General features: G+C 61.8%; 15 protein-coding genes and 1 rRNA gene. 7 read left to right on the top strand and 9 right to left on the bottom strand.

Translation table 11 applies throughout. The features are described from left to right. Positions 1–102, top strand: a 5S ribosomal RNA gene (rrf, locus tag HU762_RS20275); the annotation flags it as partial. Positions 103–201: 99 nt separating this feature from the next. On the opposite strand, the gene HU762_RS20270 is transcribed toward rrf, so the two are convergent. Next, positions 202–603 carry a lysozyme inhibitor LprI family protein gene (locus HU762_RS20270; RefSeq protein ID WP_186640014.1) on the bottom strand — a complete coding sequence of 134 codons (402 nt, stop codon included), beginning with the start codon at positions 601–603 and terminating at the stop codon, positions 202–204. 119 nt (positions 604–722) lie between these two features. On the opposite strand from HU762_RS20270, the gene HU762_RS20265 reads away from it, so the two are divergent. Next, positions 723–1,181 carry an SRPBCC family protein gene (locus tag HU762_RS20265; RefSeq protein ID WP_186615741.1) on the top strand — a complete coding sequence of 153 codons (459 nt, stop codon included), beginning with the start codon at positions 723–725 and terminating at the stop codon, positions 1,179–1,181. Between the two features lie 573 nt (positions 1,182–1,754). On the opposite strand, the gene HU762_RS20260 is transcribed toward HU762_RS20265, so the two are convergent. Continuing rightward, positions 1,755–2,702: an AraC family transcriptional regulator gene (locus HU762_RS20260; protein WP_186640012.1), complete on the bottom strand. Its 948-nt coding sequence runs from the start codon at positions 2,700–2,702 to the stop codon at positions 1,755–1,757. A gap of 198 nt (positions 2,703–2,900) precedes the next feature. On the opposite strand from HU762_RS20260, the gene HU762_RS20255 reads away from it, so the two are divergent. Then, entirely contained in the window at positions 2,901–3,638 is a 738-nt protein-coding gene (locus HU762_RS20255) for an SDR family oxidoreductase (RefSeq protein WP_186640010.1), read from the top strand. A gap of 36 nt (positions 3,639–3,674) precedes the next feature. Here HU762_RS20255 and inhA read toward each other — a convergent pair whose 3' ends face one another. Beyond that, positions 3,675–4,361, bottom strand: coding sequence for an isonitrile hydratase (inhA, locus tag HU762_RS20250; RefSeq protein ID WP_186640008.1), 687 nt, complete (start codon positions 4,359–4,361; stop codon positions 3,675–3,677). 99 nt (positions 4,362–4,460) lie between these two features. Between inhA and HU762_RS20245 the strand changes: the two genes are divergently transcribed. Beyond that, the gene (locus tag HU762_RS20245; protein ID WP_186640006.1) at positions 4,461–5,453 is read left to right on the top strand and encodes a GlxA family transcriptional regulator; all 993 of its coding nucleotides are present in this window, start codon (positions 4,461–4,463) and stop codon (positions 5,451–5,453) included. On the opposite strand, the gene HU762_RS20240 is transcribed toward HU762_RS20245, so the two are convergent. Next, positions 5,422–6,324, bottom strand: coding sequence for an alpha/beta hydrolase (locus HU762_RS20240; RefSeq protein WP_186640004.1), 903 nt, complete (start codon positions 6,322–6,324; stop codon positions 5,422–5,424). The genes HU762_RS20245 and HU762_RS20240 overlap by 32 nt on opposite strands. A gap of 28 nt (positions 6,325–6,352) precedes the next feature. Next, positions 6,353–6,730, bottom strand: coding sequence for a hypothetical protein (locus tag HU762_RS20235; protein ID WP_186640003.1), 378 nt, complete (start codon positions 6,728–6,730; stop codon positions 6,353–6,355). A gap of 581 nt (positions 6,731–7,311) precedes the next feature. Between HU762_RS20235 and HU762_RS20230 the strand changes: the two genes are divergently transcribed. Further along, positions 7,312–7,683 (top strand): DUF6124 family protein, encoded by a 372-nt coding sequence (locus HU762_RS20230; protein ID WP_186640001.1) that lies wholly within the window; start codon positions 7,312–7,314, stop codon positions 7,681–7,683. A gap of 39 nt (positions 7,684–7,722) precedes the next feature. Here HU762_RS20230 and HU762_RS20225 read toward each other — a convergent pair whose 3' ends face one another. Further along, positions 7,723–9,546 (bottom strand): glycoside hydrolase family 15 protein, encoded by a 1,824-nt coding sequence (locus HU762_RS20225; RefSeq protein ID WP_186639999.1) that lies wholly within the window; start codon positions 9,544–9,546, stop codon positions 7,723–7,725. Next, entirely contained in the window at positions 9,539–10,339 is an 801-nt protein-coding gene (locus HU762_RS20220; RefSeq protein WP_186639997.1) for an SDR family oxidoreductase, read from the bottom strand. Before HU762_RS20220 ends, HU762_RS20225 begins: the two co-directional genes overlap by 8 nt. Before the next feature lie 157 nt (positions 10,340–10,496). Here HU762_RS20220 and HU762_RS20215 point away from each other — a divergent pair, with 157 nt between their 5' ends. Further along, positions 10,497–11,669, top strand: a complete 1,173-nt coding sequence (locus HU762_RS20215; RefSeq protein ID WP_186639995.1) for an MFS transporter — start codon at positions 10,497–10,499, stop codon at positions 11,667–11,669. A gap of 30 nt (positions 11,670–11,699) precedes the next feature. Here HU762_RS20215 and HU762_RS20210 read toward each other — a convergent pair whose 3' ends face one another. Both HU762_RS20210 and tam read right to left on the bottom strand, forming a co-directional pair. Then, a complete protein-coding gene (locus tag HU762_RS20210; protein ID WP_186639993.1) occupies positions 11,700–12,833 on the bottom strand; it encodes a cupin-like domain-containing protein in 1,134 nt (377 codons plus the stop codon). Positions 12,834–12,914: 81 nt separating this feature from the next. Continuing rightward, positions 12,915–13,685 carry a trans-aconitate 2-methyltransferase gene (gene tam / locus HU762_RS20205; protein WP_186639991.1) on the bottom strand — a complete coding sequence of 257 codons (771 nt, stop codon included), beginning with the start codon at positions 13,683–13,685 and terminating at the stop codon, positions 12,915–12,917. A 134-nt stretch (positions 13,686–13,819) separates the two neighbouring features. On the opposite strand from tam, the gene HU762_RS20200 reads away from it, so the two are divergent. Beyond that, positions 13,820–14,572: an alpha/beta fold hydrolase gene (locus HU762_RS20200; RefSeq protein WP_186639989.1), complete on the top strand. Its 753-nt coding sequence runs from the start codon at positions 13,820–13,822 to the stop codon at positions 14,570–14,572.

Here is a 14,572-nt window from a genome sequence, read left to right as displayed (position 1 = left end):
AGCATTGGAACCACCTGATCCCATCCCGAACTCAGCAGTGAAACGATGCATCGCCGATGGTAGTGTGGGGTTTCCCCATGTGAGAGTAGGTCATCGTCAAGATTAAATTCCGAAACCCCTATCTGCTGACGCAGGTAGGGGTTTTGTTTTTGCGTCAAAAAATAGGATGACCTAATGATCATCCTCTTCAGCATCCCTCAATCAAGCCTCAGGCACCGGGCAGCTCAAATCGCCCTCCTTGCATTTCAGATAAGTCTTGAGCGTCTCGATACGCGCCTTCGTAACGGCTGTAATACACTCATTGTGGATCATTGGATAGACGCTACCGCCTTCAACGCCGGACGCAGAAAAGCTGCATTCAGCGTCACGAAAGCCGATCCAGGCACGTTGCGCCTTGACCAGCAGTTGCTTGGCTTCGGCATTGTCCTTCAGGCGCGCTGTGATTTGCTTGTACAAGCTGTTCAGCTCCTTGTCGGCGGCCTTGTTCTCTTGGGCCGAGCACTGGTTCAGGTCACCTTGGCTCGTGGCGTCGGTGCAATCTTCAGCGTGGACAGCGGCGATGAATAACAGGGGGATCAGGGGCAGAAGCAAGCGGCTGGACATTATCTATCTCTCCTTGAGGTAAAACTGCCGGAGGAGTGTACCCAAACAACGCATCGATACAACTTTCCGGTTGGCCTAGCGGTCTTACAGGCCTACTGTTAAACACAGGAGGTGACCCCATGCATTTATCCGATCGTATCGAAAGAAAGATCCTACTGAAGGCGCCGCGTTCACAAGTCTGGCGCGCTCTGGCCAATGCTGAGACCTTCGGCCAATGGTTTGGTGTAAACCTCGCGGGCAAACGGTTCGTTGCGGGTGAGCGCACCCAAGGGCAGATCACCTATCCGGGGTATGAGCATCTTGTCTGGGATGTGGCGGTGGAACGCGTCGAGCCCGAGCGGGTGTTCTCATTTCGCTGGCATCCTTACGCCGTCGATCCGCAAACCGATTACTCCCAGGAATCTGAAACCCAAGTGCAGTTCGAACTCGAAGACATGAATGGAGGGACCTTGCTAAAGGTGGTGGAGTCGGGTTTCAAAAAGATTCCCGAGGCGCGCCGACTCAAGGCCTTCCGCATGGACAGTCGCGGCTGGGATGAGCAGATGGCGAACATTGAAGAGTTTCTGAGCAAATCGTGATGGCTACCCAGGGTAGCGATACCTGACGGGACTAGGGGTTTGCGGAAGGGAGCGTATGGCGAATGGCTTACACTCGGTGGTAGCTATTTCCTCTATTTCACTTTGGATCCGAGGCGTAATCTGGACTTATCCACTGAGCACAGGGAGTGCTCAGGATCAGGGAAGATCGGCCTTGCAAGGATTGCTATCGACAGGGAGTCGTAATGGTCTTGGAAAAACCCGCTTAGGCGGGTTTTTTTTCGTCCTTTAAAAGATCAGAAGGCGTTGTGTAGCCAAACGCTTACACCGCGATGCTGCTTTGTCGTCTTTGCTCATCAAGGTGACGGGGCTAATCTGTGTCTACCCACTGAGCACAGGGAGTGTTCGGGGTCACGGATGACGGGGCCAGGCACGGAATGCCAGACAGGAGTCAAACTGGTCCTCAAAAAACCCGCCTAGGCGGGTTTTTTTTCGTCTTGAAGAAAGTAGGTCCCTCATGCTGGTCTTGCTGCATGGGTTCAGAGTAGGGGGAGTCGGGTGCGGTCGTTAGTCGGAAACTGCCCTGCGTTTGCCTGATCCTGTTTGCGTGCAGACTCAGGCGCTGCTGGCTTGCAACGCCATGGCACGCAGGCGGGCGATGTCCTTGCTCGGCGAGGCGCCGAATAGACGGCTGTATTCACGGCTGAACTGCGAAGGGCTTTCATAGCCCATCTTGTAGCCGATTGACGAAACGTCGCTGTTCTCTGCCAGTAAAAGTCGCCGGGCTTCTTGCAGACGCAACTGTTTTTGATATTGCAGCGGGCTCATGGCGGTCACGGCTTTGAAACGATGATGCAGTGCCGAGGCGCTGAGATTGATCATCTGCGCCAGGCTTTCGATGCTCAGCGGTTCGGCGTAATGCGTGTTGAGCCACTCGATGGCGCGGCTGATGCGGTGTGTCTGGGTGTCAGGAATGGCAATCTCATGCAGGCGTCGGCCTTGGGAACCCCGCAACAATCGATAAAAAATCTCCTGCTGGGCCAAGGGGGCGAGGGTCGCAATGTCGTCCGGACTGTCCAGCAGTCGCAGCAAGCGCAGCATTGCGTCGAGCAGGGGCTCATCGATTCGGTCGAGAAACAACCCGCGATCGGCTCTTTCGGTTGGCACGCCGATTGGGCTGGCGTCGGCGATCAGCCGGCAGATTTGTGCCGGGTCGATGTCCAGGCGGATGCACAGGTACGGTTGATCGGGGCTAGCCTCGATCACCTGGCCGGCCAACGGTAGCGTCACCGAGACCACCAGGTAGTTAAGCGGATCATAAACGTAGCGTTCGTCCGCGAGCGTGACCTCTTTGCGCCCTTGAACAATCACGCACAGCCCAGGCTTATGCACGACGTGCAAGGCTTCGGTGGGATGGTCGCTACGGATCAGGTGCAACGCCTCTATAGCCGTGGCATGAACGCCATATTCCGGCGCGAAGCGCTTCATCAAGTTCGCCAGTTCGGCGCGACGCAGGTCTACGCCATTATCAGGCGCGATGGTGATGGAGGTGGATACCGACATGCCGATCAATCTCCCTGCCCAATTCAATGGATCGCGCTAGTAAAGCCGATTGCAGTCGCGACGACCAGAGGCGTTATCGTTACAGGATCGTGCAAGTGCGCAGGAGAATCCGGCTAACCCAAGCGTCGGAAGGCCTCTTAATCTGGACCTGTCAAAACGCTCCCTCCGGGGCCAACGTATCCAGACGAGGAAATCATCATGTCCGATATTCAAAGCAAAGTAGTGGTCATCACTGGCGCAAGCAGCGGGATTGGCGAGGCGGCGGCGCGGTTGCTGGCCGCCCGGGGTGCTTCTGTTGTGCTTGGCGCCCGGCGCGTGGACCGCTTGCAAGCGCTGGTGGAGGAACTTCAAGCCGCGGGCCAGCAGGCCGCCTGCCGAGCCGTGGACGTGACCCGTCGTGACGACGTCCAGAGCCTGATCGATTTCGCTGTCGAAAGATTCGGACGGGTTGATGTCATCGTCAACAACGCCGGGGTCATGCCGCTCTCCAAGCTCGAGGCGCTGAAAGTCGAGGAATGGGATCGCATGATCGACGTCAACATTCGTGGCGTGCTTCATGGCATCGCCGCCGGTTTGCCGCTGATGCAGCGCCAACGCAGCGGCCAGTTCATCAACATTGCTTCCATCGGTGCCTACACCGTCAGCCCCACGGCCGCTGTGTACTGCGCGACGAAATTTGCTGTACGGGCGATTTCCGAGGGCCTGCGCCAGGAGGTCGGTGGCGATGTTCGCGTGACGGTGATTTCACCTGGCGTGACCGAGTCGGAACTGGCCGAAAGCATTTCCGACGAAGGCGGGCGCGCCGAGATGCGCGAGTTCCGCAAGATTGCCATTCCCGCCGAGGCCATTGCCCGGGCCATTGCCTATGCGGTCGAGCAACCGGCGGACGTGGACGTCAGCGAACTGGTGGTGCGGCCGACGGCCAGCCCGTTCTAAACCAGGCACTTTATTGGAGTGCCTGGCTTGATCGCTTTACGCCGATTCCAACCGCGCCGCGGCCCGCTGGGTGATCTGCGAGCGCACCCGGAACGACTCCGCCGAGCGCCGGTTGGCCTCTTCGAGCACCTGCGTCGGTGCGCTGTCCGGAGAACCTGCGGCGAACGGTGGAGCCGGCGCGTATTCAAGCTGCAGTTGGACCAGTTCGGCGGTGTCCTGGTCGAACAGCTCTGCTGCCAGGGTCAAGGCAAAATCGATTCCTGCGGTGATACCGCCGCCGGTGAACAGGTTGCCGTCGCGGACCACGCGATCGTTGACCGGCGTCGCTCCCAAGGGCTGCAACAGACTGTGGAAGGCCCAGTGGGTGGTGGCACGTTTGCCACGCAACAGTCCCGCCGCGCCGAGTACCAGCGAACCGGTGCACACCGAAGTGATGTACTTGGCGTGGGCCGCCTGGCGCTTGATGAACGTCAGGGTCTGCTCATCTTCCATCAACGGGCCGACGCCGCTGCCGCCGGGGACGCAGATGACGTCGAGTTTCGGGCACTCCTCGTAAGTGGTGGTTGGCAGCAGGACGAGTCCGGTGCTGGAGGTGACGGGCGCCAGGTCTTTCCAGATCAGGTGGATTTTCACATCCGGCAACGAGGCCAGCACGTCGTACGGGCCGGTGAGATCCAGCTGCTGGACCTGAGGGAATAACAGAAAACCGATCTGCAACGTCATGTCGCTTTCTCCTTTGAATAGTGCCCGAGGGGTGGACGGTTTTAGTTTAGGTCCGTAGTCTTTGGCTTATTCGCCAATAAGCCCTCGAATTACGCCAATATGCCCAATCAGCCGAAAACCATTCATGTGCTGGCCTTCGCCAACGTGCAAGTGCTTGATGTCACCGGGCCTTTGCAGGTATTCGCATCGGCCAACGATCTGCTCCGTGGGCAAGGCCTGCCGGTGCCGTACGCGCCGACGGTCATTGCCGCCGGTGGTGGGGCGGTGATGTCGTCGGCGGGATTGGCGCTGATGGCCGAACCGCTGCCCAGCGAAGCCAGCGACACGCTGCTGATCGCCGGCGGTTGGGGCGTTTACGAAGCCGCCGAGGATCCAGCCTTGGTGGCTTGGGTCAAGGCACAAGGGCTGCGTTCGCGCAGGGTGGCGTCGGTGTGCACTGGGGCGTTTCTGCTGGCGGCCAGTGGATGGCTGGACGGACGCCGGGTGGCGACTCACTGGACCCGCTGTGAACAACTGGCCCGGCAACATCCAAAACTACAGGTCGAACCCAATCCAATTTTTATCAACGACGGTCCGGTGTGGACCTCCGCCGGGGTCACCGCCGGGATCGACCTGGCGTTGGCGCTGGTCGAAGAAGACTTGGGCCGAGCGGTGGCCCTGGAGGTTGCGCGGCACTTGGTGGTGTTTCTCAAGCGCCCCGGTGGGCAATCGCAATTCAGCGCTACGTTGGCGCTACAGAAGCAGGGCGGTCGCTTCGATGAGTTGCATGCATGGATTGCCGAAAATCTCATCCAAGACCTGGGCTTATCGAGCCTGGCCGCCAAGGTCGGCATGAGTGAGCGCAGCTTTGTGCGCCACTACCGCACCGAGACCGGCCAGACCCCGGCCCGTGCCGTAGAGCTGATTCGCGTGGAAACCGCTCGGCGCCTGCTAACCGACAGCACCGTGCCGATCAAACGCGTAGCGGTGCAGTGTGGGTTCGGCAGCGAGGAGACCCTGCGTCGAAGCTTCATGCGCGCGATGGACGTAACCCCTCAGGCCTATCGCGAGCGTTTCGCGATCAGCCCTCAAGCAGGTCCAGCAGCGCCTTGAGCGTCGCTTCGGGCGCCTCCTGGGGAATATTGTGGCCGACGCCGGCCAACACGCGACGTTCATAGCGCCCGGTGAAATGCCCGGCATCGTCATCGTGTTCGGACGGCGGGCCCACGCCGTCATTGGCCCCGCACAGGGAAATGCTCGGCACACCGATGGCCGGTTGCGCCGCCAGCTTTTCTTCCATCCACTCAAGGGCCGGGTCCCCCGGCGCGTACCCGAAACGATGGCGGTAGGAGTGAATCACCACCTCGACAAAATCCGGGTTATCGAATGAAGGGGCGGTGAGCGGATACAGCTCGGCGCCGCGTTGCCAGGTCGGCGACCACAGGCGCCAAAGCAATTGGCACAATTCACGCCGGTTTTGTCTCAGGCCTTCGACGCCCCGGGCGGTGTGAAAGTAATATTGGTACCACAGGCGATGTTCATCTTCGGGCCCCAGCGGTTGGGTCGAATGAGGAATGTCCTGCAAGTTATAGCCGTCGCCCGTGACCAGGCAGCGCACGCGTTCGGGCCACAGGGCGGCGACGATGCAGGCGGCGCGGCCCCCCCAGTCATAGCCGCACAGCGCCGCTTGCGGGATATCGAGCGCCTGCATCAGGTCCAGCAGGTCCTGGGCCAGTGCCGCTTGCTGGCCGGAGCGGGCGATAGCGGGGTTGTTGAACCGGGTCGGGCCATAGCCGCGCAGGTACGGCACGACGACTCGATAACCGCGTTGGGCCAGGGCCGGCGCAACCTCGTCAAAGGCTCGTGGGTCGTAGGGAAATCCATGCAGCAGAATCACTGGCTCACCGCTGGCGGGGCCGTGTTCCTCATAGGCGATGCGCAGCAGTGGCGTCACCGCGAAATTCACCTTGGGTGCAGCTGTCATGTTGGCCTCCGGCATCGCTCGGTTGTGGTCAGGCGGGTTCCTGGTTCACGTATTTGGCGCGGTCCGGGGTGAAGGTCACGACCATGTTCGTGCTGGAACAGGTCAAGGTCCGTTCCTGGGTCAGATCGATGTCCAAGTCCTCGCCGCGCAGGCCCTGCCATTGGGCCAGGTACTTGAGACAACCGAATTTTGCGTTCTTCTTCAGGCTGCGGCTGACGCCGCCTTTCCAACCCAGCACCGGCAATTCACCGGCCAGGCAACGGTGTGCCAGTTCAGGAAATCTCGCCGCTCGATCGCGGCCGATTTCCCAGCATTTGATCAAGCCTTTGTCCTGGTCGTTCCACAGTTCTTCTCGGTTCAAGCCTGTTCGAGGCGCGGTGGTGATGGGGCGTTTGATGTGCGTCATATCGGATCCTTGAATCGGGTTTATCGGGCAGCTCCGCTGCACCCGTGAGTGCATCGATCTTAGGAGAGGGGGGCGGGGCTGGCAACCTGAAGTGGGGCGTGGCCATCAAATTTGTACAGCTTTTGTGGCGAGGGGATTTAGCGAAACGTCGCACCGCCCCGCTGGGCTGTGAAGCAGCCCCAAGTGTGCATCTCGGTATACCGGGATAAGCGCGTAAACTTCTAGAGGGGCTGCTGTGCAGCCCAGCGGGGATAAATCCCCTCGCCACAAGAGTGATTTGGTCCTATAAAAATTGTGGCAAGTCAGAATTTTCCGACGAGTAGTGGCGGTTGGTGGTTCGGAAGCGCCGGGGATAGGCTTTGTCCGTCGCTGCAAAATCAGCGACCGGGCTTGGTCGTCCGGGTTTAGAATGGCGCACGGTGCCGCGCGAGCGGCTGGCTGCTTTATGGCTGACTGTGCGTGGGAGGGCTCCGGGCCCTGCCGGGTTTCCATTCCCTGGTCGACCAACCTGCGTACAGTTCGCCACCCCTCCGCTTGGTCGCGGAAATGGCGGACTCCACTTTTGAATGGAGCTGCACGTCATGGTCAAGATCACCCCCAATCCCCCCAAAAAAGCCGAGAACCTCTCCGCCTACACCCGGCTCGACTCGCAAGAGCACCGCGAAGCGGCTGATCGCGCATTACGCATGCACTTATCGCCCGACACCCCAGCCAAGCCCGACACCCAGCAAGGCCAGGTCTTTTGCGTGGTGCCCGGTCTCAACACCGAATCCCTGCTGACCACCCTCAGCGAAACCCTGGCCTCGGCCAATGCGATGGCCAGTGACCTGGCATTCGACCTGGAAGGCTCACGGCGGCATGTGGCGTTGTGGCTTCAGCAGTTGATCGAGCTGGGCACCTTACTGGTCAACCGTGCCCTGAATGACATCGAACTGGCGGAGCCAACTCGGTAGTCGAAACACCGCCACAAAATCCGAAGCGTTGAGCACCGCTCACGGCTGCCAGTGATTTTTCTCCCCGCTCAACTTGCGGTCCAGAAAGCTCGCCGCGCTGATCAGCGCCAAATGGCTCAACGCCTGGGGCAGGTTGCCGAGATGGTAGCCATGGCTGTCGAATTCCTCGGCATACAGCCCCAGCGGATTGGCATAGCGCAGCAGTTGCTCGAACTCCAGCTGGGCTTTCTCCACGCGGCCGGCGCGGGCCAAGCATTCGACGTACCAGAATGAGCAGGCGACGAACGAACCCTCGGTACCGCTGAGGCCATCGATGGGGCTGTCGTCGTTGCGATAGCGGTACACCATGCCGTCGCGCACCAGGTCCTTTTCGATGGCGTCCAGCGTCGACAGCCAGCGCGGGTCGCGGGCGCTGACGAAGCGCACCAGCGGCATCAGCAACATCGAACCGTCGAGCGCGGTGCTGCCCAGGCGCTGGACGAAATGCTGGTGTTCGTCGTTCCAGAAATTCGTCCAGATGTCTTCATAGATAGCCTGGCGAGTCTCGTCCCACTGGGTGAACGGGGCGGGCAGGGAACGTTTGCTCGCCAGGCGAATGGCGCGGTCCACCGCGACCCAACACATCAGCCGCGAATGCAGAAAATGTTGCTTTTCGCCGCGCATCTCCCAGATGCCCACGTCCTTGTCCTGCCAGATTTCGCAGACCTGATCGACCACATCGACGGTGTGTTTCCAGCCTTGGTGGGAGATGGCTTCGCCGTATTTGTTGACCAGATACACTGCGTCCATCAGCTCACCGAAAATATCCAGCTGCACCTGCTGGTAGGCCAGGTTGCCGATGCGCACTGGCCGAGCGTTGCCGTAGCCGCTCAGATGGGTCAATTCGGTTTCCGGCAGTTCGAGCCGGCCATCCAGGCCGTAAAGGATATTGAGCTTGGTCGGTTGGTCGCGGCAGTCGCTGACGCGGCCGCGCAGCCAGCGCATGTAGGCGTTGGCCTCGTCGATAAAGCCCAGGCGCATGAATGCATAGACGGTGAACGAGGCGTCGCGGATCCAGGTGTAGCGGTAGTCCCAGTTGCGCTCACCGCCGCGGCTTTCCGGCAGACCGAAGGTGGCGGCTGCGATGATGGCGCCCTGCTTGCGCGAGGTCAGTAGTTTCAGCGCCAGCGCGGAGCGATTGACCATCTCTCGCCAGCGTCCGCGGTAGTTCGATTGGCTGATCCAACCGCGCCAGAACGCCAGGGTTCGCTCCAGGCACAGGGCGCTGGTGTCATCGACCAGACGCGCATCGTCGATGCCGCCCAGCAGGAACTCGGCGGTCTGGCCTTGCTCCAGGGTGAACTCGGCCGTCGCGGCCTGGCCGTCCAATGTCATGGCCTGATCGGCGCACAAACGCAGGCTCGGCTGTTGAGGGGCCTTGAAGATAACGTGGTCACCGTCCCTGCGCGCGGTGGTCGCCGCGCGGGAATAATCATGGCGCACCGCGCAACGCATGCGGAAGGTCGCGCTGCCGACAGTCATGCGCACCCTGCGCATCAACACGGGCAAATCGTCCTCGCTGTCGCCGATGGGCAGCAGGTCGGTAATCTCCACCACCACGCCGTCGCTCAGCCAACGGGTTTGCAACACATTGGTGTCGGGCAGGTAGATTTGCTGGCGGCGGGCATCCGGCAGGTCCGGAGCGAGTTGGAAGATGCCCGCTTCGGGGGTGTCCAACAGCGAACAGAAGATCGACGGGCTGTCGAACTCCGGCCAGCAGAAAAAATCCACGCTGCCTCGATCATTGACCAGCGCGGCCGTGCGCATGTCGCCAATGATGCCGTGGTTTTCGATGGGGCTTTGCGGTTCGTCATGATCAGCCATTGCCACGGAACCCCGGATAAAGGCTCATTCCGCCGTCGATAAACAGCGTGGTGCCCACCACATAATCGGACAGGTCCGACGCCAGCCAGACCACCGCGTTGGCGACATCGTCGACATCGCCGACCCGGCCGTAGGGAATCAGCTGCAACAGTTGCTGTTCTTTTTCACCTTCCATGGCCTCACGGTTGATAGCCGTGCGAATCGCGCCAGGGGCGATGCTGTTGATGCGGATTCGCTGGTGGCTGGTCTCCTGGGCCAAGGTCTGCATGAGCTGGTCGATACCGCCCTTGGAAGCCGCGTAATTTACGTGGCCGGCCCAAGGGATGCGCTGATGCACCGAACTCATGTGGATAATCTTGCCAGCAGCCCGGGACACGCCTTGGCGAATGCCCTGGCGGTTGAAGATCCGCAGGGCGGCACGGGCGCAAAGGAACTGGCCGGTGAGGTTGACGCCGATAACGGTGTTCCAGTCATCCAGGCTCATGTCGACGGCGGCGGCGTCTTTTTGCAGGCCGGAGTTGGCCACCAGAATGTCCAGCGTGCCGAAGGCGTCCAGGGTCTCGGCGAACAGTCGCTCGACGTCCTGTTCCTTCGAGACATCGGCACCGATGGCGATGGCGCGGCCACCGCTGTCGTTGATTTCACGGGCCAGTTCTTCGGCCGGGCCGGCGCTGGAATTGAAGTTGAGCACCACGGCGGCACCGGCCGCCGCCAACGCCTTGGCCGAGCCTGCGCCAATGCCGGAGCTGGCGCCGGTGACCAGGGCAACTTGTCGGGCGAGGGAAATCTGCATGGGATAGCACCTTGAATCGAGGGCCTTACTTGCTGACTGGCGACAGGCCCGGAGAGTTCATTTGCAGGCAACGGTCTTCACATTTCCCCCACAGTTTCGCGCTTCCCCGGCACGGGCCTTTATGGCAACTTGCAGGCCCTTGTTGAGGTGTCATTCCATGGCAAACCCCTATCGCGAACTGTTCACCGCCCCTGGCAGCCGCGGCTTCGTGCTGGCGGGGATGATCGCGCGCATGCCGATCTCGATGACGGGCATCGGCGTGATCACCATGCTTGCGCAGCTCAAGGGCGGCTATGGATTGGCCGGCGCGGTGGCGGCGACGTTCGCCTTGGCGACGGCGTTCTGCGCGCCACAGGTGTCGCGGCTGGTGGACCGTTTTGGTCAGGGTCGGGTCTTGCCATTGGCGGCGCTGGTCGGTGGCGGGGCGTTGTTGCTGTTGCTGCTGTGCACGCGATTGCAGGCACCCCACTGGACGCTGTTCCTGTTCGCCGCCCTCGCTGGCTGCATGCCGAGCATGTCGGCGATGGTGCGGGCGCGCTGGACCGAGGTCTATCGCGGCCAGCCGCAACTGCGCACTGCCTATGCGCTGGAGTCGGTGCTGGACGAGGTCTGTTTCATTGTCGGGCCGCCGCTGTCGGTGGGGCTGTGCGTGGTGGCGTTCCCGGAGGCGGGGCCCCTGGCCTCGGTGCTGCTGCTGGCGATCGGCGTGACAGCGTTTGTCCTGCAACGCCACACCGAGCCGCCGGTGCATCCGCACCAGGCGCATCACCAGGGTTCGATCATCAGTTCCAGCGACGTGCTTTTGCTGCTGTTGTTGATGGTCGCCATGGGCGTCATCGTCGGGGTGGTGGACGTGGTCAGCGTGGCCTTCGCCCAGCATCAGGGGCAACCGGCGGCGGCGAGCATCGTGTTGTCGGTCTACGCCATCGGCTCCTGCCTGGCCGGCCTCGCGTTCGGGGCGCTGCGCTCGAAAGTGCCGTTGCCGCGGTTGTTCCTGTACGGCGGGGTGGCGACTGCGCTGACCACGCTGCCGCTGTTGTTGGCGAGCAATATCCTCGGGTTGTCACTGGCGGTGTTTGTCGCCGGGTTGTTCTTCGCGCCGACGCTAATCGTCGCCATGGCCTTGGTCGAGCGCATCGTGCCACCGGCCCGGCTCACCGAGGGCCTGACCTGGCTGGTGACGGGCCTGAGTATCGGCGTGGCCATCGGCGCGGCGGGTTCGGGTTGGCTGGTGGATACGTTTGGCGCGCGCAGTGGTTTCTGGTTGGCAATCGCTGCCGGGGCGGTGGTGATGGGGGCTGCGGTGCAGAGTTATCGGCAGCAAAAATAACGCCCATGTCACAGGGAGTTGTTTCGACCGTCACCAACCCCGCCCCGAATTCACCCAGAAGTTCACCGACAGCGACGTGGACACCGACTCCACTTGGTGGAACCAGCCCTCGGGCAAAAACAACAGGTCCCCAGCCTCCAGCGTCACCCGCAGGAACGTCACGTCCCGGGCGCGAGGGAAGCGATCATAGTCCGGCGCGTCCGGGTTGAAATCACAGCCGTCCAGCCCCCCCTGGGGCGCGGTCGACCAGGTGCCCAGGGCTTCGCGGTGATGGGGCGCGGCGAGGGTGAAGGTTTTCTGGCCCCAGACCTGGGCGAACAAGTTATCGGTGTCGTCGCGATGCAGCGGCGTGAGGGTGCCCTTGGGACCGATCCAGATGCGCGGCGGGATGAACAGCGAAGGGTCGAAGTAGGGCGGGTATTTGATCTGCTCCAACAGTTGCGCCGGCAGGATGTTATTGCCCATGTAGGCCGGTGGCTCACCGTCGGCGCCTTTGACCGCCGGGCTGTCGAGGGAAGCAATGAAATCGGCCATGGACGTTGAGCGGAAATCCCGTTCCGTGGAGAAGGTTTTCTTCACGTAATCGCCGTGACGGGTGATGCCTTGCAACTCGGCAAAGTGCACCAGCGACTCTTCCCTGCTGAGCTTGAACAACGGCCAGTCCTGCAACGCGTCGCTGATGACCAGCGGGATGCCGTGGGGCAGGTAGCGCGCCTGGAATTCCTGCAGCGACAGTTCGCTGCGCGGTCGGCGCTCCACGCTGTATTGGATTGGCAGGCTGGCGGTGAGGGTCTCGCTGAAACGCGACGGCGTGGGGTAGCGCTTGTTCATGTCGACCTTTTCCACGGGGCGGGCGCCGTGACGGGCATGATCGATGATCTGCGGCAGCAACGTCGCCAGGCCCATGTTGCCGCCGATCTTCAAGCGACCGCTGGCAAACAGTTCCTCGACGTTAGCCATGCCGGCCATGATCCCGAGAAAGTCTTTTTCCGCCACTTCGATGGTGACGTCCGGGCTGGCGTGTCGGCCGGCCTGGGTGCGGCTGCTGGCCTTGACCTCGGACCAGTACGCCTGGTGCGGGCCGAACACGAATTGGAAAACGCCTTCGATACCAACGGCGCCGGCGTTGGCGAAAAGTTTGCCCAGGATGGTTTGCAGGTCCACGGCGGTCACTCTTGTGGGTTTCGGTCCTAGCAGGTAACGAGGGCCCGCACGCTAAATTTAGCCCTCGCTGCTGACCGGCCCCTAGCGCGTCGCGACGATGAACAACCTTGGAAACGGCAACAGGACCGAGCCATCGACCAAGGCGGGATAAGCCTGCTCGATGGCCGCGAGATATTGGCGAAGGTATTCCTCGCGCTGCGCCTCATCCAACGGCTCGAGGAACGGCCGCAAGCCGCTGCCCTTGAACCATTCAACGACGCCCGAGGCACCATCGGCCAGCGGATGATGGTAGGTGGTGCGCCACACATCGACGCGCGTGCAGTGGGGCTTGAGGATCGAATAATAGGTGCTGGCGTCGGCCACTTCCGTGCGCGTGTCCGCCGCGCCGGCCAGTTGACTGGCCCAGGGACCGTTGGCGGCGATGTCGCCCATCAAGCGATGGGAAGGCTGGTGCAAGTTGTCGGGCATCTGGATCGCCAGGCTGCCACCCGGCGCGAGTTTTTCCACCAGCGACGGCAACAGCGTGGCGTGGTCGGGTAGCCATTGCAGCACGGCGTTGGCGAAGATCAGGTCAAAGGGACCGCCTTCATTCCATCGTCCGATATCGGCAGTGGCGAATGTCACGCCGGGCAGGCGCTTGCGGGCGGCTTCGATCATGTCGCCGGAGCTGTCCAGGCCACGCACCGTTGCGCCGGGGAACCGGTCCACCAGCAGTTCGGTGGAATTTCCGGGGCCGCAGCCCAGGTCGATCACGTCGCGCGCCTGCACAGGCGGGATGGCCGCCAGCAGATCGCGGGCTGGGCGGGTGCGTTCCTGTTCAAAAGCGACATATTGTTGGGCGGACCAGCTCATTGTGTTCTCCTTGAGGGCAGACCAAAGCCATTGGGCGTGCAGTATAAGGCGCATCCGGGCGAGGAGGCCGCTGACTAATTCTTCACGACCCGGCCTCGTTATTCTTTTTATATAAACGATCGGAGAAAACCGCAGTGACCCAATTGACGCTCCTGTGCCTGCCGTATTCCGGCGCCAGCGCGATGGTTTACAGCCGTTGGCGGCGCAAGGTGCCGCAATGGCTGCAGGTGCAGCCGGTGGAGCTGCCGGGGCGCGGTGCGCGTTTCGGCGAGCCGCTGCACACTGAGATGGGCCCGTTGGCGATGCAGTTGGCGCGGGAGGTGCTGCCCACATTGCAAGCGCCTTATGCCTTGTTCGGTCACAGCCTGGGTGCGTTGCTGGCCTGCGAAATCGCCCATGCCTTGCGGGAACTGGGCTGCCCTGAGCCGGTCGCGCTGTTCGCCTCGGGCACAGCGGCGCCAACGATGCGCGCCGACTATGACCGCGGCTTCGCCGAAGCGAAAACCGACGCTGAATTGATCGACCAACTGCGCACCCTCAACGGCACCAGCGAAGAGGTGCTGGCCAACGAAGAACTGATGTCCCTGACGCTGCCCGTACTGCGTGCCGATTTCCTGCTGTGCGGGCGTTACCAGCCACGGCTTCGACCGCCGCTCGGTTGTCCAGTGCACGTGCTCGGTGGAACCGCCGACAAAGCCACCACCGAACAACTGATCGGCTGGAGCCGGGAAACCCGCGGCAGCTTCTCGGTGGACATGCTCGCGGGCGGGCACTTCTTCATTCACGAGCACGAGGCCAAGGTGCTGCGGCTGATCAAGGATCAGCTGAGCGTCCATCATCGCCGACATGGGTTGGCGACTGTGGCGAGGGGATTTATCCCCGCATGA

This window comes from Pseudomonas sp. SWRI92 (assembly GCF_014268685.1).
GTDB lineage: Bacteria > Pseudomonadota > Gammaproteobacteria > Pseudomonadales > Pseudomonadaceae > Aquipseudomonas > Aquipseudomonas marvdashtae.
Note: the sequence above shows the minus strand (reverse complement) of the source record. Positions and strands in the feature narration are given on the sequence as shown.